The organism is Staphylococcus gallinarum, assembly GCF_000875895.1.
Taxonomy (GTDB): Bacteria; Bacillota; Bacilli; order Staphylococcales; family Staphylococcaceae; genus Staphylococcus; species Staphylococcus gallinarum.
This window is the reverse complement of record NZ_JXCF01000003.1, coordinates 104,058-127,819: the sequence shown is the minus strand read 5'-3', so window position 1 is coordinate 127,819 and position 23,762 is coordinate 104,058. Positions and strand designations below refer to the sequence as shown.

Sequence of the window (23,762 nt, the reverse complement as noted above, 5' to 3'; positions counted from 1 at the left end):
GATATGACATCAATCAACATACACAATATATATAAACGAATTATTTATGCAAACCATACCGCTTCAACTACCTCTATTTAGAATTGTTAACATTTATTCAATCCACACCGATACCGACTATAATTAATAAAAACCATTAACTTTGAATAAACAGCACCTCGTTTTTTAAGAATCCACTCCCCCTTATTGCTTAATAAGTCAATTTTTTTACAAATCCTGTTTAAATATTGCTACAAACCGTAGCATATTAACATTAAATATTAAAAAAACATGTGTCACTTTTTAAATTTTTTCGATGTTCAATATACCTCTTCCATATTAAAATTTAACTAATCTAATTCCGGAATATTTATAAATAGGAGTGAGTAAAAGATTTCAGACATTGACTTTCAAATACATTATTTCAATAACAAAGAACTACCAAGTAAAGATTTGCGTACACTATATTTTGTAAATATTTATTATTTATTAGATGGCAATTTAACTATTTTAAACGACACTTGTTTAATAAAATATCAGGAGAAGGAATTATTTTGGGTCCATGATTACGACAATTTTAAGTTAATTGACTTTACTGGCACATTAGTGCGTTTGACTTTTAACAATTTCTATTATCATGAAGTAACTCGTAATTTGAACTTAGAACAAATCGTCAAGCAACCTCCACCGTCACCTAATACAATTGAGCAACAATTCAATACAGTTGTAACTGCTGAAATTGCACATCATTCAACGATGATTCAAACTGCTTTGAACCAATTGATTCAGTATATTTTCCATGTAGATGTACATCATAAAGCTGCCGATGTTACAACTTCAAATAGTGCTATTATTGAAGCAATCGTCAAGCACATTAATCAATGTTCAACTGATAAACATAGTTGTCTTTGGTTTGCACAACGCTATTACTTAAACTATAGTTACCTATCGCGTGAATTTTCAACATTTATGTCCTGCCCACTATCTGAGTATATTTTAGGCTGTAAAATACATGCCTCGACATGCGAATTATCTAGAGGACGCCCTTCAGAACAACTTTGGGAAAAGTATAATTTCAAATCACATCAAGATTACATTGCTCATTTCCAAAGATTTCATCACTGTTCCCCTCATGAAATTGTTCGCCCTGTAACTGATAGATAAATATAACTTCATTGCATCATACATAGCAATATAACTATTTTAATATTGAGGTGTTGAATATGAATTTCATTAATTACGAAGAAAGAAGAAAACTTATCAAAAAAATTATTAAACAAAATCTTCAACTTACATTCGCAGATATCATTATTCTAGACAAGTTATATCAGTTAAATAAAACACAACTAGATTCCACAGAATTAAAGCAAATCTTATTCAATCGTAATATGCCCTTCTCAGTACAATTGAATCATTTAATCAACTCTGGATATTTAACAAAAGTCCGTAATGATTCAGATGAGCGACTTATTATATTAAATGATATTAATTTAACTAAAATTAAACAGACACTCGAACAATACCACTATATCGTGCAGTCTATACTTGCAGATAATTAAAAATCAACGATGTACAAACATCATTACTAAACATACTCATCATCTTGATAACTATAATTTTAAAATACAATTATTTACATCAAAAAAAACACTTCCGTTTTGATACATTGTCTTAAAATGTATTTAACGGAAGTGCTTTTAATTATTTTCGTTAATACGTGTCACTTAGCAAATTTATGCTTGCTCGTCATCTATTAACACATTAAATAAGTCATCAGTTTGTATGATTTATTTTAAATGTTCGTATGGACTATTTTTAACAAATGAAATAATTTGATCAACGAATAATTTAGATCTTAATTGGAATTCACTATTATCTAAATAAAGTGTACCATTATCTAATTTATTATAATCTGTATCATGCGTTGCAATTTGAGTAGGTACTGCAATTCCCAATAATGTACGTACGATTAATCTTAAATGTGACAATGGTTCAGAACTTACGATACCGCCACTATTACCAATTAATCCAACAGGTTTCATCTTAAAGTCATCCATAGTTAAATGATCTAATGCATTCTTTAAGATACCTGAATATGAACCATGATAGTTCGGAGTACCTAAGACGAAAAAGTCTGCTTCTCTTGCCTTACTTTGTAAGTCTTGTAAATTCTGTTTATAGTCTTCACTTGGATTTGATGCACCTGATACGTCTAATTGATGGATTGGACGCTCAGCTAAATCGAATATTTCTGCTTCAAAATCATGTTCTTCGAAATGTCCCTTTAAAAAATGAGCTAAAGCTGTAGTATGAGAACCTATTTTTGCACTTCCTACAATAATTAAACCTTTCATTGATTCATTCACCTCTATATTATTTCTCGTTATTTTCTTGTATTAATTTCATAATGGCTTTACCTACACCACTTTGTTCATTTGTTTCTGTTACATATTTAGCCACTTGTTTAACTTCTTCTGTTGCATTATCCATAGCTACTGGATAGCCAACACGTTCTAACATTGACACATCATTTAAATTGTCACCAATAGCCATTACATTCTGCATATCGATGTTGAGACGCTCTGCAATAGTCTCCAAAGCAATTCCTTTTTGTGCATCAGAGTGTGTAATTTCAATATTGCCTCTTGAAGATGAAGAAACAGCCAAACTACCTGATTCAGCTAATTTACGACTGACACGTTCAATTTTTGATAAATCACTATCGAACGCTAATATTTTCATGACAATTTCACCCGGTGTTTTTTCAATCTTGTCATAATTCTCTACTACCTTTAACGTACCGTTATCAATACGTTTTTGTATGCCTTGCTTAATCTTTTCAACATCAGCAGTTTGACCAGCTCGCTCTGCAATATCAATATATATATCTAAATCTTTTTGGGGATTTTCAGTATAAATACCCAAGTTCGTGTAAACTTGATAATAAACATCCTCATGATTTAATTCTTCAGTAATTCTGTTTATCAATTCACGGTTTAAATTAGATGTACTCATTATATTAAATGATTCGTCTCTAACTTCCGCGCCATTCAAACAAATATATGGCACCTTTAAATCCGTCTGGTTCACAGGCGTATTCGCTTCATAAAACGCTCTACCAGTCGCTATAACAACTGTAATACCTAACGATTGTGCGTATTTAATGGCTTGAATATTTTCCTCTGAAATTTCATGTGCCGCATTTAATAATGTACCATCCATATCTGTTGCAATTAGATTTATCATTCGTTTTCCTCATTTCCCTCTATTATCATTACTACAAATTTAACTACACACTCAATTTTTTAGACATAATTTTGTAACATAATTATATTCTAACAAAAGTTTAACTATTTGTATTATCCGCCGATTGGTCTATTTTTTTCTTATTTCTTAATTGCTTGAAAAATTGCTTCAATAACGTGCCACATTGCTCCTCTAAAATACCAGCAGTAACGCTCGCTCTGTGATTAAATCGCGCTTCTTGTAATAAATCCATCAAACTGCCAGCACACCCTCCTTTAGGATCACTTGCTCCATATACTACGCGAGGAATTCGGCTCATTACGATTGCTCCAGAACACATCACGCATGGTTCCAAAGTTACATACAATGTACAATCTTCTAATCTCCAACTTCCTATTTGGGCAGCCGCTTGTTCTATAGCTATGTGTTCAGCATGAGCAGTCGGCATTTGTGCTTGCTCTCTTAAATTATGGGCACGCGCAATAATTTCATCATTATAAACAATAATTGCTCCTATGGGTACTTCTCCCATTGCCCCCGCTTTTTCAGCCTCTGTAATTGCGAAATTCATATAATATTCATCAGTTGTCATGTGTCACACACCTTATATATGGTACAATACTTATTGTCTATTTTAACATTGGAGCGGTAAATATGAAAAAACCTTTTATAGCTATTGAAGGGCCAATCGGTGTTGGCAAATCATCATTAGCACACAAACTTAGTCAGTCACTTAATTATTACGAAGAAAAAGAAATCATTTCTGAAAACCCGTTTCTTTCTGATTTTTATGAAGATATCTCAAAATGGAGTTTCCAAACTGAAATGTTCTTTCTATGTAATCGCTACAAACAATTTCAGGATATTGCCAAAATGCATTCCGGTATCGTTAGCGATTATCACATTCACAAAAATAAAATATTTGCGAGCAATACACTAACAACAAAAGAGTTTGAAAAGTTTTCTCGTATCTATGATATATTAACTGAAGATTTGGAGATGCCAAACGTCATTATCTTTTTAGATGCTAAATTAGAAACATTAAAATCGCGCATCGCTCATCGTAACAGAAGCTTTGAACATCAAATAGAAGATAATTATTTAATTAACTTAAAGCGTGATTACCAAGATTATTACGAATCGTTGAAAGCTGAAGGTCAACGTGTAATTCGCATCGACACTACTGATTTGGATTTTGTTAATTACAATGAGCACTATCAATATATATTAGAAATGATTGAACCATTGATTGGAGGAACAAATAATGAATAATTACGGAATCCCTCAAGATGCCGTCATCACAATTGCAGGTACAGTTGGTGTGGGTAAATCTACTTTAACAACAGCATTAGCTGAACGTCTCAACTTTAGAACATCATTTGAAAATGTAGATCAAAATCCATACTTAGATAAATTTTACAACGATTTTGAACGTTGGAGTTTCCATTTACAAATTTACTTTTTAGCAGAACGCTTTAAAGAACAAAAGCGCATGTTTGAATATGGTGGCGGATTTATACAAGACCGTTCCATATATGAAGATGTAGATATTTTCGCAAAAATGCACGAAGAACAAGGTACGATGAGTCCGGAAGATTTCAATACCTACTCAGAATTATTTAATGCTATGGTTATGACACCATACTTTCCAAAACCAGACGTACTCATTTACTTAGAATGTGATTACGACGAGGTCATCGAACGAATTGAACGTCGTGGTCGTCAAATGGAGATTGAGACAGATCATGCCTATTGGCAAAAGCTCTTTAAACGTTATGACGACTGGATTAATGAGTTCAATGCATGTCCTGTTGTGCGTGTAAATATCAATGAATACGATTTACACGAGTCACCTGATACGTTAGATCCAATTATTGATAAGATACGCAATGCAATCGAAGCTTATCGCAAAGTTGACCAACGTTAAATATCGTTTAGAAAAATATATCGAAGCATACGGCAAGTGATATGATGTCGTCATGCTTCGATTTTTTTATTATTCAATATGACTACGGTAAATAATTTTCTCGATTTCTTCTTCTGTTACATATTTACTAAAATAATCCGTATCCGTTTTAGTTAAACCAAATGTACTTGCTTTATCTTCATCTTCTGTGCCGATATAATAATCGCCCTCTGTATCTTGATAGAGATCAAATACTGAGCCCTCATAACGTGCTTCTTGAAATAACTCATATAATTCATCCAAGTCTGTTCTCGGCACTTGTTTAAAGTACAATGTATGATTTGAGTGATGCGTAGTTTGTGCTTCAAAACCATGCTCTACTGCATGATTATCTTCTGTTACTAGTACGACTTCTTGACTGATAATTTCTACAACTTTATATGTCTCGCCTTTGTAGTCAGCATACTTACCATCTATCATCCTACCACCCCTATTATTCAAATATGCTTTAAATAAAAAAGCCATAATATACGTTGAGTATATTATGACATAATTTAAGTACGGCGCCTATCGATTTATTAAGTTTATAATTTCATTAGCATTATCTACGATATAATCCGCTTGTGTTAATTCTTCTTTCAAACCAACACCTGTCAATACTGCAACTTTCAATCCTAGCTTCGCATTAATACCAGTTTGAATATCATTCGCATTATCTCCAACAATCGCAACATTTTCTGGCTTTACATCATATCTATAGAATAAAGGGTTTAGTACTTCAGGATTTGGTTTTTCAACTGCATCTGCTTCCGTTGAAATAATCAAATCGAAAAAGCGATCAAATTTTGTTACTTCTAAAAATTGATCAACACCAATCTTCGAATCACTTGTGACAATACCTAACTTATATCCACGTTGCTTTAGCGTCTCAAGTGTCTGTTCGATCCCTTCAACTAATTCATTTTCTGGCACACGTTGATCCACCAATGTTTGGCTGCGTTGTTGCGCCCATGTTGATACATCTTGGCCAGCGATTTCGCAGAATGCATCAATCATTTCATCCAAAGCGCCTGATGCCATAACAGTTCCAGGTTGTATCTCACCATCAATAACACCTAATGATTCGTAAGCTGTATCAACATCAGTAATATCAGCTTTATATGTTGTCAAAAAATCATCGACTAATTGTAAACCGATTTTCATCCAACTTTTATCAAAATATATCAAAGTACCATCTTTATCGAATAATATCCATTCCATCTCGTTAACAGCTCCTGTATTTTTAACTCTTAATACCAACGCTTACTATTTTAATATATTTTTCACTAATGAAACAAATGTTGAATTTGAAATAATAAAATAATTGCAGCTAATTCTATACTTTGTTATAAAAAAGACTTGCTCGAGTCATACACACCCGAGCAAGCCTTCATATTATAATTCATATTAATATCTTGGAACTACAACTCTCCAACCTTCTGGATCATCTAATTTACCACTTTGGATACCAATATAGTTTTCATATAATTTTTGCGTAATTTCACCAGTCTCATTATTATTAATCACAATTTCAGTATCTTCATACTTTAATTTACCTACTGGTGAGATTACAGCTGCTGTACCTGTACCAAATACTTCTGTTAAAGCACCACTATTATGGGCTTCAATAAGTTCGTCAATTGATACACGACGCTCTTCAACTTCATAGCCTAACTTTTTAGCCAATTCGATAATTGTCTTACGTGTAATACCAGGTAAGATACTACCATTTAATTCTGGCGTAACTAACTTACCATTCTCAACAAAGAAAATGTTCATACTTCCAACTTCTTCAACATATTTCTGTTCAACACCATCCAACCAAAGTACTTGGTCATAACCTTGATCTGCAGCATTTGTTTGTGCGAGTAAACTCGCTGCATAGTTACCAGCCACTTTGGCATGTCCGACGCCACCTCTTACGGCACGCACATATTCATCTTCAACATAAATCTTAGTTGGTTGTAATGAAGCGCCACCATAATATGAACCTGATGGAGATAATAAGATTAATAATTTATAAGAGTAAGAAGGACGTACGCCTAAGATACCCTCTGTTGCAAATACAAATGGACGAATATATAATGATTGTCCTTCACCTTCTGGTACCCAGTCTCTTTCTACGTCTACCAATTGCTTTAATCCTTCAAGTAATAATGCTTCATCAATTTCAGGCATATCTAAACGAGCTAATGAATGATTGATACGCTTAAAGTTCTCTGAAGGTCGGAATAAATCTACCTCTCCCTCATGCTTATAGGCTTTTAATCCTTCAAACACTGCTTGTCCATAATGAAGCACTTGTGCTGCTGGTGAAATTTCTATTGGCCCATAAGGCACAATCTGTAAATCATGCCATCCTTGATCAATATCATAGTCGAAACTTAACATATAATCAGTGAAGTATTTCCCAAAACCTAAATCACTAGGATCCGGTTTTTCTTTTAAGTTTTCACGTTGTACAAATTTAATTTTTTCTGACATGATTCTTTCCTCCCAATGCTCATTTAAAGTATTTATACTAAATTATACCAATAGCAGATACGCTGTTCAATAATTTTCAAAAAATTTAAAATATATCAATTATTAATAAATAAAAATCAATTCAATTGTATGTAGCAATTTTAATATATCAAAGCAAGATATAACAATTTTTATTAAAAGAAAAAGAACAGGCTGAAACATTAAAAATGTCTCAACCTGTGTCCAATTTACTAAGTAACTGAAATATCCATTACATCGTACTTGTATCTATTACGAAGCGATACTTAACATCTGATGCCAATACTCTTTCATATGCGTTATCAATATCATCCGCTGTAATTAACTCAATTTGTGGTTCTATTTGATGTTGTGCACAAAAATCAAGCATTTCTTGTGTTTCTCTAATACCACCAATTGCTGAACCAGCAAATGATCGGCGATGACCAATTAAGTTAGCAACACGTAATGAAATTGGTTCAGCAGGCGCACCAACATTAACAATAGTACCGTCCAATGCTAATAAACGTAGATATTCATCTAAATTTAAATTTGCACTAACTGTATTAATAATTAAATCAAATGAACTTGCAAGTTTCTCAAAGGTCGCTGTATCATTTGTCGCATAGTAGTGTGTAGCACCTAATTTCAAGCCATCCTCTTTTTTATTTAAGGTTTGAGATAAAACAGTCACTTCTGCCCCCATTGCATGTGCAATTTGAACAGCCATATGACCAAGACCACCCATACCAATTACTGCTACCTTTTTATCTGAATTTGCATTCCAATGATTTAGTGGTGAATACGTTGTAATACCTGCACATAATAATGGCGCTGCAACATCCAGACCAATATTATCTGGTATTCTCAAGACAAAGTCTTCATGGACTACGATATGAGTTGAATAACCACCTTGAGTAGGTTCTCCATATCTATCTGTTCCCGCGTATGTGCCAACATTACCTTTTAAGCAGTATTGTTCTTCACCATTTCGACAATGTTCACATTCGCCACAGGAATCTACCATACAACCTACACCCACACGGTCATCAACTTGATATTTACTTACTTCAGTACCTACTGCTTTAACAATACCTGCGATTTCATGACCAGGCACTAGCGGATAATGTACAGGTCCCCATTCTCCGTGTGCAGTATGAATGTCAGAATGACATATACCAGCATATTTTATTTCTATTAATACATCATGTGTATCAAGGTCTCTTCTTTCAATTTCAGTTGCGTAAAAATTAGAATCCGGACCACTTACCGCTCTTGCTTTAGCATTTATCATATTTTAATTCCTCCAGTGCTTAAACAATAGAATATCTCAATCATATTCTTCATTTACTATGATATGTCCTGGAGTGAACTCTAGGTCAATTAAAGTGACTTTGATTATGCTATGAATTTTGTATTTTATTACACTATACAGCACTTATTTAAAAGGATTCGAAAAACAACTCATATGAGATATGTTACATATAAAAGAAATTGATAATATTCAAATCGTACCTCTATTCATTACAACAAGAATAAAATACAAAAACGTCAATCTCTATAACTAGAATAGAAATTGACGTTCATTCGCTAATTTGAGACACAATGTCCCTCATACTTTCTACGTATTCATAACCTTATATACGCAGTGATATCATCTGACTTTAATACTATTTTAAAGTTGTACATTATTATTTAAAGTTAATAAACCTTATTGACTTACTTTTTCTTTTTTCTCAATCGCTTCTAACATAATCTCAGTCATTTTTTGTAAATCACGCTTAGGATTGAACCCCCACTCAGCACGTGCACAACTTACATCTATACTGTTTGGCCAACTATCAGCAATACTTTGACGCACAGGGTCCACATCATAATCTAATGTGAATTCAGGTTTATATTCTTGAATAGCTGCTTTAACCATTTCTGGTTCAATACTCATCGCGCTTAAATTATAAGCGTTACGGTTGATTAATTTCACACCATCAGCTTCCATCAACTGAATAATTGCATCAATGGCATCGTCCATAAACATCATATCCATATATGTGTCTTTCGCAATATAACTAGTGTAGTGTCCTTCACGCACAGCTTTAAAATAAATATCAACCGCGTAGTCAGTCGTACCGCCACCAGGTTCTTTAATATGTGAAATTAGCCCTGGGAATCTAACACTACGTGTATCAACATTAAATTTATCAAAGTAATACTGACATAACAATTCACCTGCAACTTTATTCACACCATACATTGAAGTTGGACGTTGAATAGTAAATTGTGGTGTATTTACCTTTGGAGTCGATGGTCCAAACGCTCCAATAGAACTAGGTGTAAAGAATTGTAATTGATATTCACGAGCCGCTTCTAATGCATTCATTAAACCACCCATATTAAGTTCCCACGCAAATAATGGATTTTGCTCTGCAGTCGCAGAAAGTAATGCCGCCATATGCATGAACGTATCAGGTTGAAAAGACTCCACTAATTGATACATACGCGTTTTATCTGTAACATCTAAAATTTCGAATGGTCCATCCATAATTGGTGAGCCAGCTTCTGGTTCTCTGATATCAGTTGCCAATACATTATCGTTTCCATATAATGCTCTACATTTCACAACAAGTTCCGTCCCTATCTGACCTAAAGCCCCAGTAATCATAATTTTTTTCATAGTAATTATCTCCCTTGTATATTACAGAAATTGTAATGTATTCTCCATGTGTACAAAACAGTTATTATTAACCTCATTATAGTATATATGAATGATTTTGTATACTATGAGTGTACAAAAGTTATGGATTTTAGTGAAATATTACTCATTACTTAAATTACCACTTTTCTATTTTTTGAACCTAATTTTCACCATAAAGAAACCGTCAACAGCCATTCAAAGCAAATGGATTTTGACGGTTTCAAAATTCTTATATCTAGCTATAGCTTATCATTTCTTGACTTTAAGTTAAGTTAGAACGTTTTATTTTTCAAAATTATACTTTCTTGAAATCAGGATGGCCATGCACCTACAAACGCCAACAGTTTGTTAAACGACAAATCTGTTCATATTGCTTTTAAAAGTACTTTGTTAACTAAATAATTTAATTTCGACCTATCAATACTTTAAATATTCAATAAATGTTTGAATCGTTTTTTTATGATTATTCTCTTTATTAGACAACGCTACAAAATAGATAAAATAATCAAACGGTGAACCCATTGGTAACTGTTCAATTAATTCATGCTCAATGTATGGATCATCTTCTAACATTAAGCTAGAAACGATACTAATACCTAAGCCTTCTGACACTGTTTTAATTAAAACACTAGGATTATTGGTCCTAAAAACAATTTTTAAAGGACCGTTTTCCTCTTCAAATTCCTTTAAGTTATCGTGATAAAAATTACGATCATAAAGTACAAAAGGATATTGTTGTAAAACTGTCAAATCAATATTGTCTTTCAACGATAATTTTGATTTTTTAGGTACAATGAGTCTAAAATCAGTTGATAAATTAAGGGGGTATATTTTTAACCCTTTGTTAAATGTCTCATTCTCTCTCTTTCCAACTAGTCCTATATCGACCTCATTATTATTTACCATAGTAATAATATTAGCTCTGTCACTTTCTATGACTTCAATCTCTATATGTGGGTAATCATTTTTAAACGCCGAGAGCGCTTTTGGAATTATTTTATTAAAAAGTGTAGGTATTGTAGCAATTTTCAAAGAGCCGGTTAATTTACTATTCAATGCATCAATCTCACCCTCTAAATCATCCCGCGCATCTAGAATATCTATAATAAATGGAATTAATCGTTTTCCAACCTCCGTGGGAAATGTTCCCTTTCTAGAACGTTCAAATAATTTATAACCTAGCTCTATTTCCAAATTTGCAATAGATTGGCTCATTGCCGATTGACTAATATGCAATGCTTGAGCTGCATGAATAATAGATTCGACTTCATAAATTTTCTTTACGTATACCAACTGTTCAAAGTTCATTTCATCACCTCAATATAAGCGGAACTTATATAAATATCACAAATTCTAATTATACATTAGTTATTGTGATTCATATAATTATAGATGTAGGAAAAATTTAATACAAATAAAAGGAAGGTCTTTCTATGTATAACAAACTATGGTCAAAAGATTTCATCCTTATAACAATTGTAAACTTTTTAATGTATTTGATTCATTATACTCTCATTGTGACTGTGACAAAATTCGCAATTAATCAATACCATGCCTCTGAAAGCATGGGAGGTTTAGCTGCGGGTATTTTTATTATAGGTATGTTGTTCGGACGATTGTTTTCTGGAAGAATCATAGATAATTTGCCGCCGAAACGCATTCTATTTGGTGGTATTATTTTCTCAATTATCGCAGTCGGTCTTTACTATACAATTCAAAGTTTATCACTATTAATGATAATTCGACTTGTACATGGTATTGCTTTTGGTATCGCCTCAACTGCTACAGGCACTATTTCTTCAAGAATTATTCCAGACGATAGAAAAGGTGAAGGTATTGGTTACTATGCATTAAGTGTAACGTTAGCATCTGCAATCGGTCCATTTTGTGGTATTGTCCTTAATCAGCACTTTGGTTTTGAATCTATCTTCAATGTAAGCCTTATTGCTATTTTACTTGCTTTAATTGCTACAATTTTTATAAAAAGTTTAAGTAAATCAGAAAATCAAAATTCTTATAACCAAGAAACAAAAGGCATTTCGGCCTATTTACAAATAGAAGCATTACCTATTTCAATTTTTGTCGTTTTTGTAGGCATTGCATATTCTAGTGTATTATCTTTCTTATCTGTCTATACAGAACAGTTGAATCTAGCAAACGTCTCCAGTTTCTTCTTTGTCGTTTATGCATTGAGTACCTTTGTTACTAGACCCTTTACTGGGAAAATATATGATCATTTTGGTGAAAACAAAGTGATGTACCCAGTGCTAATCAGTTTTATTATCGGTTTACTATTATTAGGTGGTACTACAACCGGTATAATGTTGCTCATATCCGCTGTCTTTATTGGCATTGGCTATGGCACCATCATTCCTAGCGCTCAAGCAATTGCAGTGCAACAATCACCTAAAGATAAAGTAGGTCTAGCTACTTCGACATTCTTTATGTTTGCAGATTTCGGTGCCGGTATTGGTCCATTTATTTTAGGCGTTATAATTCCTTATGTCGGATACAGTAATTTATATCTTATTATGGCTCTTGTTGTTCTAGCTTCTGTCTTACTTTATTATGGTTTACACGGTAGAAAGTCACATCCTCAGAAATCACAAACATCTCAATAGATAGAAATGATAAACAGCCAATCACCTTATCAAGCATAAATAAACTTAAAGTTAGCACAACGTTTAGTATGATTGGCATTTAATTAGAATGAAAAATATTGTATCTGAATTATAAATTCCAGAACAAAGCACTCAGATGAATGAATTCAATTTATCTGAGTGCTTTTTATATTCATAATTCATATTTTTGGCTCGCTTTCCTAAGGGACAGATTCAGCCTGTAGTCTTCAGCTTGTCCTGTTCCCTCAGGAGTCTCGCCAAAATACGTTGAATTTATAAGTGATTTTTACAGTAACATCCACTTAAAATCACATACTAAATTTGACTTGTTAGTGTTGCTATATCAATCAGTAAATGCACAATATATTATCTACTAGCCTTTTATTTAATATTTGGTATTATGAGTTTACTTTCTTAGGAGACAAATGCTTCTATTTATAAACGTAATTTTTGTGCAATTTCTTGTTGGTTTTTTTCAAAATCAAAGTCTGACTGTGCTAAAATCTCACCTTGCTCGATTAAGTTTTTCAAACTGTGCATTTGATATTGCCAACCAGAAAAATCAAGCGTAATGTGTGGAAATTCATACGGCAAATATTCTTTTAGTGTCAACAATGTTTGACCTTGTTGCTCGCTTAACTGAAATTTCACGGTACCAATATCCCAAGTGAATTCAAAGGTATTCGGTTCATCAAATTGTAAAATTCCCATTCTTAAATCTTCATCATCTTCAACATGGAAATATAAGTTTCCGTGTTCACTTCTTTCCTCAACATATAATTGAGGAAACCATTGTTGAATACCCTCTGTCGTAGATAAATAATTAAAAATAATACTCGGTTTTTCATTAATTAAAACATCTATTGTTTGATAAACACCTTTATCATTCTTAATATAATTGACTTCCATAGCAATACCCTCCTCAATATAAACAAACCAGAAATAGCAGTAAGATAGTATCTCAAGACACTTTAAACGCTATTTCTGGATCATGTATTTATACTCTACCCGTTTTCTTTATTAGGTAGCTGAATATTCTGTTTTGAAGCTCTACTTTCATTTGATTTTTGCAAACGCCAATATAATATACCTAAAATGATAAACCAAATAGGTGATAATACGACACCCATACGTGTGTCTGGCATAATGAATAGTACAACAAGGACAAATACAAAGAATAGTTGCACTAGTCTTGCAGCATGCAAGCCACCTGGTAATTTATAAATACTTTCTTTATGTGCATTTGGATTCCTTTTAGTGTACATTGCATAAGCATGCATAATAAACATCCAAACAATTATTAATAGAATTGTCGATATTGCAGTCACATAGAAAAATACTTGTGTCGCATTAGGAATAAAATAGTTCATAATTACCGTAACCGACAATAAGATGCAAGTTACAATAATCGCTATATATGGTACACCGCGTTTATTAGTCTTCATCATCAACGGATGCGTTTGTTCCTTTTCAGATAAGCCAAAAAGAATTCTACTATTAGCAAATATACCACTATTACATGCCGAAGAAGCTGCAGTTAATAATACAAAGTTTATTAATCCAGCGGCAAACGGTACACCTATCAATGCAAATAAGCTCACAAATGGACTATCATCCGCTTTGATATTTTGCCATGGAATAATGGACATCATTACAACTAATGCTCCAACATAAAAGAGCAAAATTCTAATTGGTACACTATTAATCGCCTTTGGAATTGTCTTTTCAGGATTCTTGGTTTCACCTGCTGTAATACCTAATATTTCAATACCAGTAAATGAAAATACAACCATCTGGAACGACATTAAAAATCCATTAGCACCATTAGGGAAGAAACCTTCTTTGGTTACCATATTGCCAAGTCCAGTATGTCCAAAAGGTGTCTTCACTGCAAATACAATCATTACAATACCAACTACAATTAGAGCAACTATCGTTAATACTTTAATAATCGCAAACCAGAATTCCAATTCTCCAAACATTTTTGTACTTGTTAAATTAAATGCCATCAAGAGTAAGATACAAGCTAGCGACGTAATCCAATTGGGTAAATCAGGCACCCAATATTCCACATACTTTGCTACAGCTGTTATTTCTGCCATACCAGATGTTATCCAAGTTAACCAATATGTCCAACCGGTCATAAATCCTGCAAATGGACTGATTTGGTCATGTGCAATATCAGCAAAAGTTTTATACTCTGTATTAGCTAATAATAACTCTCCCATCGCACGCATAAACATAAATAATACGAAACCTACAATAATATAAGTGAGTAGAATCGATGGACCCGTTAAACTAATAGACTGGCCAGCCCCTAAAAATAAGCCAGTCCCTATAGCTCCACCAATCGCAATAAGTTGAATATGTCTATTACTCAACTCTCTGCTTAATGAATTCGACATAACAATTTGCTCCCATTCATTTGGTTTAAAGCATAATCAACATAAAAAATTGATTCACATACCCCTTTGTTTTTATGTAATAATCAATAAATTTAGATAAAAATGTAATTTTCAAGTATAGTGACGAGCGATATTTATGGTTGCACTCACGCATATTCCACTTTACTTAATTATGTTAAAAACAGCTCAACCACGCCTTTCTCAAGTCTTTAATTGATCATTATATTGCTATCTAAATTAAATCTTGATAATGCTTGGTTGTATAATATTCCTTTTATCAGAAAATTACAACTAATTATGCAAAAAAATTTAAATAATATTGCACTCTTTAATTAATTGCCATTTTAACGCAATAAATTAATTATATAAGGAAAAATACACTAGAATAATTAAATATGCATAATTTGTAATATAAATGTATTTTATATTTGGATACAATATTTGTTTTCCACTTGAAATAGCGTTATTTTGCAATTAAATCAGTTAATTTACACTATTCTTCAACTAACTTTTGTAATAGTAACCACTTTTATATACAATTGATTCATTGCTTTGTAATTAAACATATTAATTTATATTACTTAGCACAGAAAGTATGGTGAATATGGAAGCAGAAAAAAAGAAATTATTACGCAAGATGGTTAAACCTTTCGAGAAGACAAGTTATACGAAAAGTACGATTCAAATTATAAATACATTATTACCATTGTTGGCACTATTAATAGCAAGTGGATTACTATATCAACTTCATTGGTCATTAGCCATTTTATGTAGTGCTGTTGCAGCAATATTTTTAATTCGTACATTTATAATCTTTCATGATGCTTGTCATGGATCTTATCTCAAGAAACAAAAGCATAACGATTTATTAGGCAATGTCACTGGATTCTTAACATTTTTCCCTTATAGAAAATGGCGAAGAGAACATTTAATCCATCATGCAGGTAGTGGAAATCTTGAAAAGCGAGGAATTGGTGATATTTGGGTTATGACAGTAACTGAATATAAATGCGCATCAACAACAAAGCGCTGTCTCTATAAAATCTATCGTAATCCTTTTGTCATGTTTGTCTTGGGGCCTTTTTTCTTGGTACTTATATCTAATAGATTTAACGCAAAGGATGCAAAATTAGGCGAAAAAAGAAATACTTGGTTGAACAATATTGTCCTTATCATATTATATGGCAGTCTTATCTACTTATTAGGTGCAGGACAATTTTTCGCAATTTTCGCACCAATGGTCTTTATTGCTGGTATGATCGGCATTTGGTTATTTTATATACAACATACCTTTGAAGATTCATATTTTGAAGAACCATCTGAGTGGGATTATGTAAAGGCAGCAATTGAAGGTAGCTCGTATTATAAATTACCTAAATTAATCCATTGGATTACTGGAAATATTGGTTATCATCATGTACACCATCTCAATCCCAGAATCCCAAATTACGCCTTAGAAGCGACCCATAAAAATGTAAAACCGTTACATCATGCAACATCTATTACCTTGATAGAAAGTTTGTCATCGTTAAAATTCAAATTATATGATGAACAGAAAAAATGTTTCATCACATTTAAAGAATTTTCACTACGTTATAAGATGGCATAATCTAAGAAAATATAATAAATGTCTGTAGTACAGTAACATTTGAATAAGCCTCCCAAAAGATAAAAGTTATCTTTTGGGAGGCTATCTTTATACAAGTCCTTCAACTTAATCAAATTCTCTTTACAATTGAATATATGTCGATGCTCAGTCTCAATGACTCAACTTGTTACCTTTGCTATCTCACTTCAATCATTAAACTATATAAATTAAGACTAATACACTTAGTAAAAAATTATCGTCGCTGATTTCTTCAAAGCAAGTCTTTCCAATCCTTTATTATTCATTAATTAACTTAGCTATTTGTTTAATATCTTCAGGTGTTGTTTGACAACAACCCCCAATAATTGTTACCCCTTTGCTAATCCAAGTTGGTATACTTTCTAATATTGCGCTTGTATCACCTTCATCTTGCCATATTTTCTCATTGGCATCATAGATTGCACCACCATTAGGATACAAAGCAAGCGTTTGTGGTAAATCCTGTAAACCTTTGTCCATTGCTTTATTTACAGCACTAACATGAGAACAATTGATACCAAAAACCGGTACTTCATTATGATGCAACGCAATATATTCACAAACTTTATCAAAAGGTGTGCCATCGGACAAATCACCTTCTGCATTGACCGTCACCGATATCCAAAATGTACATGTTGGATACTTCGGTATGATAAATTCCACCAATGCCTTGATTTCATTAAAATTAGGCACTGTTTCAAATACAAAATCTACGATTCCTTTTTCGACTAGACGATCAATACGTGTTTGATGAAATTGATAATAATCTATATTACTTAAATTATAATCACCTGTATATTCTGAACCATCACTTAAATACGAACCATACGGCCCCAGACTACCCACTATCACTTGTTGCGTTGTAGTTGCATGATAAACCGTTTCTGTCGCAGTATTATAAATATGGTCAATATCTTCAATTGTTAAGCCAATATCTAAAAAGGTCGCTGTACTTGCTTGATAGGTACTAGTTAATATAATTTCAGCTCCAGCATCTACAAATGCTTGATGTGCTTTATAAATCTCTTCGGGCTGTTGTCTCAACACTTCACTAGACCATAGCGTTGAATTTAAATTGCACCCTGCTTGCTCTAAAGTAGTAGCTAAACCACCATCTAACACAATTGCCTTTGAATCTGTGTGTTTGATTTTTTCTAATAGTCGCATTTAAATTGCCCCTTTTTTATTGTATTTAATAAAATAATAAATGAGTGCAATCAGCGCAAATGGCACTCCAAAATAAAGTGCTGGCGCTTGATTAGGATCAAATATCATCCCAACACACGATACAAAACATAAACAAAATCCTGTTACTGGTACCCATTGTTGTATCTTTAACGATTTATCGCGACGCTTAGCATTAAAATATGCTAGACAAATACTCATCCACACAATTACAACTGCTAACCCTGCTATTGATACCAACACAACATATAATGAATCTGCAGCATAAACACTTGATAGCAATGCCAACAGACCACCCAACATACTAAATAATGTTGCACGAACAGGCATTTTAAATTTATTTAACTTACCAAACCATACTGGGAATAGCCCTTCATTTGATAAACTCCAAATCATTCTACTAGCTGCATACAATCCAGAATTTGCCGCTGAAAGCAATGCTGTTATAATTACAAGGTTCATTAAGTCGCCCGCATATGGAATACCCATTCTTTGAAATATAACTACAAAAGGACTCTCTAATGACTTACCTTGGTAACTTGGAATTAATATAGAGATAATAACCATCGTTCCAATAAAGAAAATAACTAGACGGCAAAGTGTTGCTTTGATTGCCTTAGGAATAACTTGTTCAGGATTTTTAGTTTCACCTGCAGCAATACCTATTAATTCTGTACCACTGAATGCGTAATTCACTGCCAACATTGTTAAGAATACTGAACCTAAACCATGTGGGAATGTTGGATCTGTATAACGATGCTTAATCGTCTCAATACCTTGATAACCATTATAATGTAGTAAACCAACAATAACTAAAGCTCCCAACGCTATAAACACAAATATCGTCACAACTTTGATTAATGAAAAGTAAAACTCAACCTCTGCATAAAAACGTGTTGATACAATATTAAACACTAGAATTAACAGGATTGCTAACGTAGCGAATACATAAACTGGAATATGCGGGAACCATTTTTGCATTAATAATCCAACAGCAGTAAATTCTGATCCTAAAGCTACTGTCCATGTTAACCAATAGAACCAAGCTACAATATAACCAATTGCTGGATGAATATATTTATTTGCATAAATATGAAAACCTCCCGTTTCAGGATGTTTCATCGCAAGTTGCCCCAAACATAACATCACTAAATATACTAATAACGAACCAATTACATAAGACAATACAGTTCCTAATGGTCCCGCTTGCTGCAATGTATAACCAGAACTTAAAAACAACCCAGTACCAATGACGCCTCCAAAACTAAGTAACATTAAATGCCGTTGCTTCATCGCTCGTTTGAATCTCACTTGTTCCATAATTTCACCTGATCTCTATGTAATTTTGTGCACTATCCTTTTATGTATAATTAAACATTTTATTAATGTCTGAAAATTTAGTCAATGACAAATCAATAAGATTACTCAGGAATAAAAGTAAAAATACTAAATTGATGTTAAATTTTTACTATTTAAGTTATAACGCCTATCAAACACTTATTTTATATATATTTAATAACCCACATCAATTTGTATAATTGCATCGATCAATTACACAAATATCACTAAATATCGTATTTGGGCGAGACTCCTGAGGGAACAGGACAAGCGGAAGACTACAGGCTGAAGCTGTCCCCTAGGAAAGCGAGACAACAATACTAAAATATTTAATAAAAACATGTGGATGAAGTATTCTGCAATTAATGATTTATTTCAACATAAACAACTCAATTTTAATACGAGTATTTTAATCTATGTTTCTGTGTTTCTGTAAAAAATACGAAATGAATGCTTCGTATTTTGGCGAGACTCCTGAGGGAACAGGACATGCTGAAGACTACAGGCTGAAGCTGTCCCCTAGGAAAGCGAGACAACAATACTAAAATATTTAATAAAAAATATGTTGATGAAGTATTCTGCAATTAATGATTTATTTCAACATAAACAACTCAAATTTAATACGAGTATTTTAATGTATGTTTCTGTAAAAAAACACGAAATGAATGCTTCGTATTTTGGCGAGACTCCTGAGGGAACAGGACAAGCTGAAGACTATAGGCTGAAGCTGTCCCCTAGGAAAGCGAGACAACAATACTAAAATATTTAATAAAAAATCCCTAAGATAAATGAATTATTCATCTTAGGGTTATTTTTTTCAGGATTAATATCCTAGACGCTTAAAAGATAAAATAATAAATTATTGCTATTTATCTTTCATAACTATTATTTATAGGTGTCCATTAACACCTTAATTTAATTTTGTTTCATTGCTTATCGTTTTATAAGCCAACCTTAAGTCAGCATTATTTTGTTGACTTATTAAATTCAACACAACATTAAAGTCATTAATAATATAACTCAATTTTTTAAATATAGGTTTCATATCAACAGTAGTATGTTGTTTCAATCCAAGACAAAATATAAGTTGCACTTCCTTAGTCTCCCACTTTATCGGTTTATCCAGTTTAATTACATATATAAATGACTGTTTGGCTTGAGGTGTGACTGGATGTGGCACTGCAATTAAATTTCCATATGCTGTTGTTGCTACTGCCTCTCTTTCATACACCTGTTTCAAAAAATTGGGTTCGATGTAATCTAATTGCTTTAAATCACTTTCTATTGCGGTTAATAATGTTTCTTTAGAATTGATACCACTTTTCAAATCAAATATTTCTATCAGTTGCTCATTCTCATTTTTATCGTAATTGTTTATAAAATGATTTAATTGCAAAATATCCTCTTGAGTTAAAATTGTATTAACAGTAATAACTGGCACATCATATTCCCTTGATAGTGGTACTGTAGCAATGATTAAATCTGTATTTTTAAGTGTTTCTTTACTCAATTCATACATTTGTTGAGAATCTGTCATAGTTAATGCATTTCCAAAATTCTCAAGTAATTTATACTTTATTAATTCTGAACTTGCCATGCCAGAAGCACAGACGATAGTCGCTCTGATTTTTTCTGTTACTGATTGCGCTTTTTGTAATACTAATTGAAAATGTAATGCTAAAAACCCAATCTCGCTCTCTGAAATTTTTATCTTAAATGCTTCTTCAATAACCTTTCCTCCAACTAAAGCAATATCAAATGCATAGGGATAATTCTTCTTTATCTCAGTTAAAATAGGGTTTCTAATATTCATCTTATACTTATAACGATTGATTGAAGTAGATAAGTGTAATGCCAAATTTTTCTTTAATTCTAATTCATTATCCAAATTAATTTGAAAAACATCCTGAATTTTATTAAACATTTGATGAATTAAATCGTTAATTTCTTTACGATCTATGAGTTCATATTTTTTTGAAACTATTCCAGATGCCGCAATATGTGCTTTAATATATTGTTTTTCTTCAATTGGCAATATAACATCATAACGTTGTTCGAGCAGACCTACAATTGCTTGAAAGAAATGTTTCAATTCAGCATCGTAATATTCAAAATTCTGAAATATATTATCTTTATCGGCTATCATAAATTTATTTTCAACTCTGAACATGGCAATATAAATATGAATTACCAAATTTTCAAGTTTAACGTCTGGAATTGTAATTTGAAATTGATTGATTAACTTAATCAGTTGTTCTTTTAAATCATTGATTTTATCTGTATCAAATGTGTGATTGTGATAAGGTTTATCGAGCAACATATTTGCAATGGCATATCTTTTTTGAAATTCAGAACCTTCTATTTTCAAACCATAGTACGGACTGGATATCAGTTGTAATTCATATTTATCAAGTTCGTTTCTAATAACCTTTAAGTCCTTTTTCACTGTCGTGTCACTGACATACATACGTTCACTCAAACGTTCTATTTTGACGTAATTATCTAATATGAGTAATTTACTCAATATAAAATGCACTCTGCTTTCCTGATTATTAAAATTCAACAACTCATCTTTAAGATATTGATTATTAATGAATAAATTGAATTTGCTTTTATCCTTTATATCGATTTTGTAACCAGCGGATTTTTTTGATTCAATATAAAAACCATGCGTTGCTGCGATGCCGTTGATCATTTTTATATCATTTCTAATTGTCCTTGGTGAAACGCTTAAACTTTTAGCTATAAATGCTCCTGAAACATAACAATTTGTGTGGTTATATAATAGTCTGATAGTTTCTAATGCCCTTTTATTCATGCGCTCACTTCCATTATCTTTATCGTTTTAAAGGGACTATACTTGATAATCAAATTGGTTCGTTTCAGCTAAATCTTTAAACCAATAACCACTTTTCTTAATTGTTCTTTTTTGATTTTCTAAATCTACTGAAATAAACCCATATCTATTTTTATAAGCATTCATCCATGACCAATTATCCATAAATGTCCACATGTGATAACCATGACAATTAGCGCCTTCATCAAGTGCTCGATGTAACCAATATAAATGATCCTGTAAAAAACGAATACGATAATCATCTTCAATACGCCCATCTTTTAAAAAGCGCTGTTCATTTTCTACTCCCATACCATTTTCAGAAATAAATGATTTGATATTACTATAATTTTGTTTCAAGTTAATCATTATATCGTATATCCCTTTAGGATAAATTTCCCAACCTCGATATGGGTTCATCTTTCGACCAGGCATTTCATAATTATCAAAATAATATTCCGGTTTAAAAGGTGCATTCGGGTTTGGTAAATTATCTTTTGCTTTGATTCTTCTTGGTTGATAATAATTTACGCCTAGTAAATCAATCGTATTTTGCTTTATCACCTGTAAGTCTTTCGCTTCATACTCAGGTAACAAATCATGCTGTTCTAATATTTCTATTAAGCCACTAGGGAATTCTCCTTTTGTAACAGGATCTAAAAAGCTTCTATTAAAAAATAAATCTGCAATTTCGGCAGCTCTAACATCAGCATGGTTATTACTTCTTGGATATGAAGGTGTCAAATTTAATATAATGCCTATTTCACCTTGATAACCTCGTGATTTAAACAGCTCAATTACTTTAGCATTTGCTAAAATGGTATGAAACGCAAATTGAATACCTCTTTTAGCGTCGTTCACGTCTGGATAGTGAAAATTATAAAAATAACCACCTTCTACTGGAACGATTGGTTCGTTAAACGTAAACCATTTCGTTACTCTATCTCCAAACAATTCAAAGCATGTTTGTGCATAATCTAGGTAATGTTTCACCACGACTTTGGATTCAAACCCACCTTGTTCTTGCTGTTTCAATGGCATATCAAAGTGATATAAATTAACAAATGGTTCAATATCATTACTAATTAATTCGTCAATTACTTTATTATAAAAATCTATTGCCGCTTCGTTTACATCACCTGTCTCTTGATTAATCAATCTAGTCCATGAAATTGATAACCTAAATGAATTATGACCAGTCGCTTTCATCAATTGAATATCATCTTTATAGGTATAATAAAAATTAGATGTTACATCCGGACCGACCTGATCAAAAAAGCGATTTGGTTCTTGTTGATACCAATAATCCCAATTTGTTTGATCATCTATACTTTGTGTCCCTTCAGTTTGTGTTGCACTAGCTGCACTTCCCCACCAAAAATGTTTTGGAAATGAAATATTCATCCT

21 protein-coding genes are annotated in these 23,762 nt (G+C 32.4%); 6 read left to right on the top strand and 15 right to left on the bottom strand.

Features of this window, described 5'->3' with window-relative positions:
* Positions 1 to 633 precede the first annotated feature (633 nt).
* Positions 634 to 1,143: a helix-turn-helix transcriptional regulator gene (locus SH09_RS02535; RefSeq protein ID WP_126542145.1), complete on the top strand. Its 510-nt coding sequence runs from the start codon at positions 634 to 636 to the stop codon at positions 1,141 to 1,143.
* A 59-nt stretch (positions 1,144 to 1,202) separates the two neighbouring features.
* Entirely contained in the window at positions 1,203 to 1,538 is a 336-nt protein-coding gene (locus tag SH09_RS02530) for a transcriptional regulator, SarA/Rot family (protein WP_042738048.1), read from the top strand.
* A gap of 228 nt (positions 1,539 to 1,766) precedes the next feature.
* Here SH09_RS02530 and SH09_RS02525 read toward each other — a convergent pair whose 3' ends face one another.
* The 3 genes from SH09_RS02525 to tadA all read right to left on the bottom strand — a co-directional run bounded on the left by SH09_RS02525 (position 1,767) and on the right by tadA (position 3,817).
* The gene (locus SH09_RS02525) at positions 1,767 to 2,333 is read right to left on the bottom strand and encodes an NADPH-dependent FMN reductase (protein ID WP_042738047.1); all 567 of its coding nucleotides are present in this window, start codon (positions 2,331 to 2,333) and stop codon (positions 1,767 to 1,769) included.
* A gap of 19 nt (positions 2,334 to 2,352) precedes the next feature.
* The gene (locus tag SH09_RS02520) at positions 2,353 to 3,225 is read right to left on the bottom strand and encodes a Cof-type HAD-IIB family hydrolase (RefSeq protein ID WP_042738046.1); all 873 of its coding nucleotides are present in this window, start codon (positions 3,223 to 3,225) and stop codon (positions 2,353 to 2,355) included.
* Positions 3,226 to 3,325: 100 nt separating this feature from the next.
* Entirely contained in the window at positions 3,326 to 3,817 is a 492-nt protein-coding gene (tadA, locus tag SH09_RS02515; RefSeq protein WP_042738045.1) for a tRNA adenosine(34) deaminase TadA, read from the bottom strand.
* Positions 3,818 to 3,879: 62 nt separating this feature from the next.
* On the opposite strand from tadA, the gene SH09_RS02510 reads away from it, so the two are divergent.
* Both SH09_RS02510 and SH09_RS02505 read left to right on the top strand, forming a co-directional pair.
* Positions 3,880 to 4,497: a deoxynucleoside kinase gene (locus SH09_RS02510; RefSeq protein WP_042738044.1), complete on the top strand. Its 618-nt coding sequence runs from the start codon at positions 3,880 to 3,882 to the stop codon at positions 4,495 to 4,497.
* On the top strand, positions 4,490 to 5,152 hold the full coding sequence (locus tag SH09_RS02505; RefSeq protein ID WP_042738043.1) for a deoxynucleoside kinase: 663 nt from the start codon (positions 4,490 to 4,492) through the stop codon (positions 5,150 to 5,152). Before SH09_RS02510 ends, SH09_RS02505 begins: the two co-directional genes overlap by 8 nt.
* A gap of 69 nt (positions 5,153 to 5,221) precedes the next feature.
* Here SH09_RS02505 and SH09_RS02500 read toward each other — a convergent pair whose 3' ends face one another.
* The 6 genes from SH09_RS02500 to SH09_RS02475 all read right to left on the bottom strand — a co-directional run bounded on the left by SH09_RS02500 (position 5,222) and on the right by SH09_RS02475 (position 11,651).
* Positions 5,222 to 5,611 carry a hypothetical protein gene (locus SH09_RS02500; protein WP_042738042.1) on the bottom strand — a complete coding sequence of 130 codons (390 nt, stop codon included), beginning with the start codon at positions 5,609 to 5,611 and terminating at the stop codon, positions 5,222 to 5,224.
* An 87-nt stretch (positions 5,612 to 5,698) separates the two neighbouring features.
* On the bottom strand, positions 5,699 to 6,391 hold the full coding sequence (locus SH09_RS02495) for an HAD family hydrolase (RefSeq protein ID WP_042738041.1): 693 nt from the start codon (positions 6,389 to 6,391) through the stop codon (positions 5,699 to 5,701).
* 186 nt (positions 6,392 to 6,577) lie between these two features.
* Positions 6,578 to 7,654 (bottom strand): branched-chain amino acid aminotransferase, encoded by a 1,077-nt coding sequence (locus tag SH09_RS02490; protein WP_042738040.1) that lies wholly within the window; start codon positions 7,652 to 7,654, stop codon positions 6,578 to 6,580.
* Between the two features lie 250 nt (positions 7,655 to 7,904).
* Positions 7,905 to 8,945: an NAD(P)-dependent alcohol dehydrogenase gene (locus tag SH09_RS02485; protein WP_042738039.1), complete on the bottom strand. Its 1,041-nt coding sequence runs from the start codon at positions 8,943 to 8,945 to the stop codon at positions 7,905 to 7,907.
* 417 nt (positions 8,946 to 9,362) lie between these two features.
* A complete protein-coding gene (locus SH09_RS02480; protein WP_042738038.1) occupies positions 9,363 to 10,322 on the bottom strand; it encodes an NAD-dependent epimerase/dehydratase family protein in 960 nt (319 codons plus the stop codon).
* A gap of 438 nt (positions 10,323 to 10,760) precedes the next feature.
* Positions 10,761 to 11,651: a LysR family transcriptional regulator gene (locus SH09_RS02475; protein WP_042738037.1), complete on the bottom strand. Its 891-nt coding sequence runs from the start codon at positions 11,649 to 11,651 to the stop codon at positions 10,761 to 10,763.
* A 125-nt stretch (positions 11,652 to 11,776) separates the two neighbouring features.
* Here SH09_RS02475 and SH09_RS02470 point away from each other — a divergent pair, with 125 nt between their 5' ends.
* Positions 11,777 to 12,964, top strand: a complete 1,188-nt coding sequence (locus SH09_RS02470) for an MFS transporter (protein WP_042738036.1) — start codon at positions 11,777 to 11,779, stop codon at positions 12,962 to 12,964.
* 435 nt (positions 12,965 to 13,399) lie between these two features.
* Here the strand turns inward: SH09_RS02470 and SH09_RS02465 are convergent, their stop codons facing one another.
* Positions 13,400 to 13,873: an SRPBCC domain-containing protein gene (locus SH09_RS02465; RefSeq protein ID WP_042738035.1), complete on the bottom strand. Its 474-nt coding sequence runs from the start codon at positions 13,871 to 13,873 to the stop codon at positions 13,400 to 13,402.
* Between the two features lie 95 nt (positions 13,874 to 13,968).
* On the bottom strand, positions 13,969 to 15,369 hold the full coding sequence (locus tag SH09_RS02460) for an amino acid permease (RefSeq protein ID WP_042738034.1): 1,401 nt from the start codon (positions 15,367 to 15,369) through the stop codon (positions 13,969 to 13,971).
* Positions 15,370 to 15,973: 604 nt separating this feature from the next.
* Between SH09_RS02460 and SH09_RS02455 the strand changes: the two genes are divergently transcribed.
* The gene (locus SH09_RS02455) at positions 15,974 to 16,978 is read left to right on the top strand and encodes a fatty acid desaturase (RefSeq protein WP_042738033.1); all 1,005 of its coding nucleotides are present in this window, start codon (positions 15,974 to 15,976) and stop codon (positions 16,976 to 16,978) included.
* A 276-nt stretch (positions 16,979 to 17,254) separates the two neighbouring features.
* On the opposite strand, the gene mmuM is transcribed toward SH09_RS02455, so the two are convergent.
* The 4 genes from mmuM to SH09_RS02430 all read right to left on the bottom strand — a co-directional run bounded on the left by mmuM (position 17,255) and on the right by SH09_RS02430 (position 23,759).
* Positions 17,255 to 18,163, bottom strand: coding sequence for a homocysteine S-methyltransferase (gene mmuM, locus SH09_RS02450; protein ID WP_042738032.1), 909 nt, complete (start codon positions 18,161 to 18,163; stop codon positions 17,255 to 17,257).
* Positions 18,164 to 19,501: an amino acid permease gene (locus tag SH09_RS02445; protein ID WP_042738031.1), complete on the bottom strand. Its 1,338-nt coding sequence runs from the start codon at positions 19,499 to 19,501 to the stop codon at positions 18,164 to 18,166.
* Between the two features lie 928 nt (positions 19,502 to 20,429).
* On the bottom strand, positions 20,430 to 22,337 hold the full coding sequence (locus tag SH09_RS02435) for a BglG family transcription antiterminator (RefSeq protein ID WP_042738029.1): 1,908 nt from the start codon (positions 22,335 to 22,337) through the stop codon (positions 20,430 to 20,432).
* A gap of 36 nt (positions 22,338 to 22,373) precedes the next feature.
* Positions 22,374 to 23,759, bottom strand: a complete 1,386-nt coding sequence (locus SH09_RS02430) for a glycoside hydrolase family 1 protein (protein WP_042738028.1) — start codon at positions 23,757 to 23,759, stop codon at positions 22,374 to 22,376.
* Positions 23,760 to 23,762: the final 3 nt, after the last annotated feature.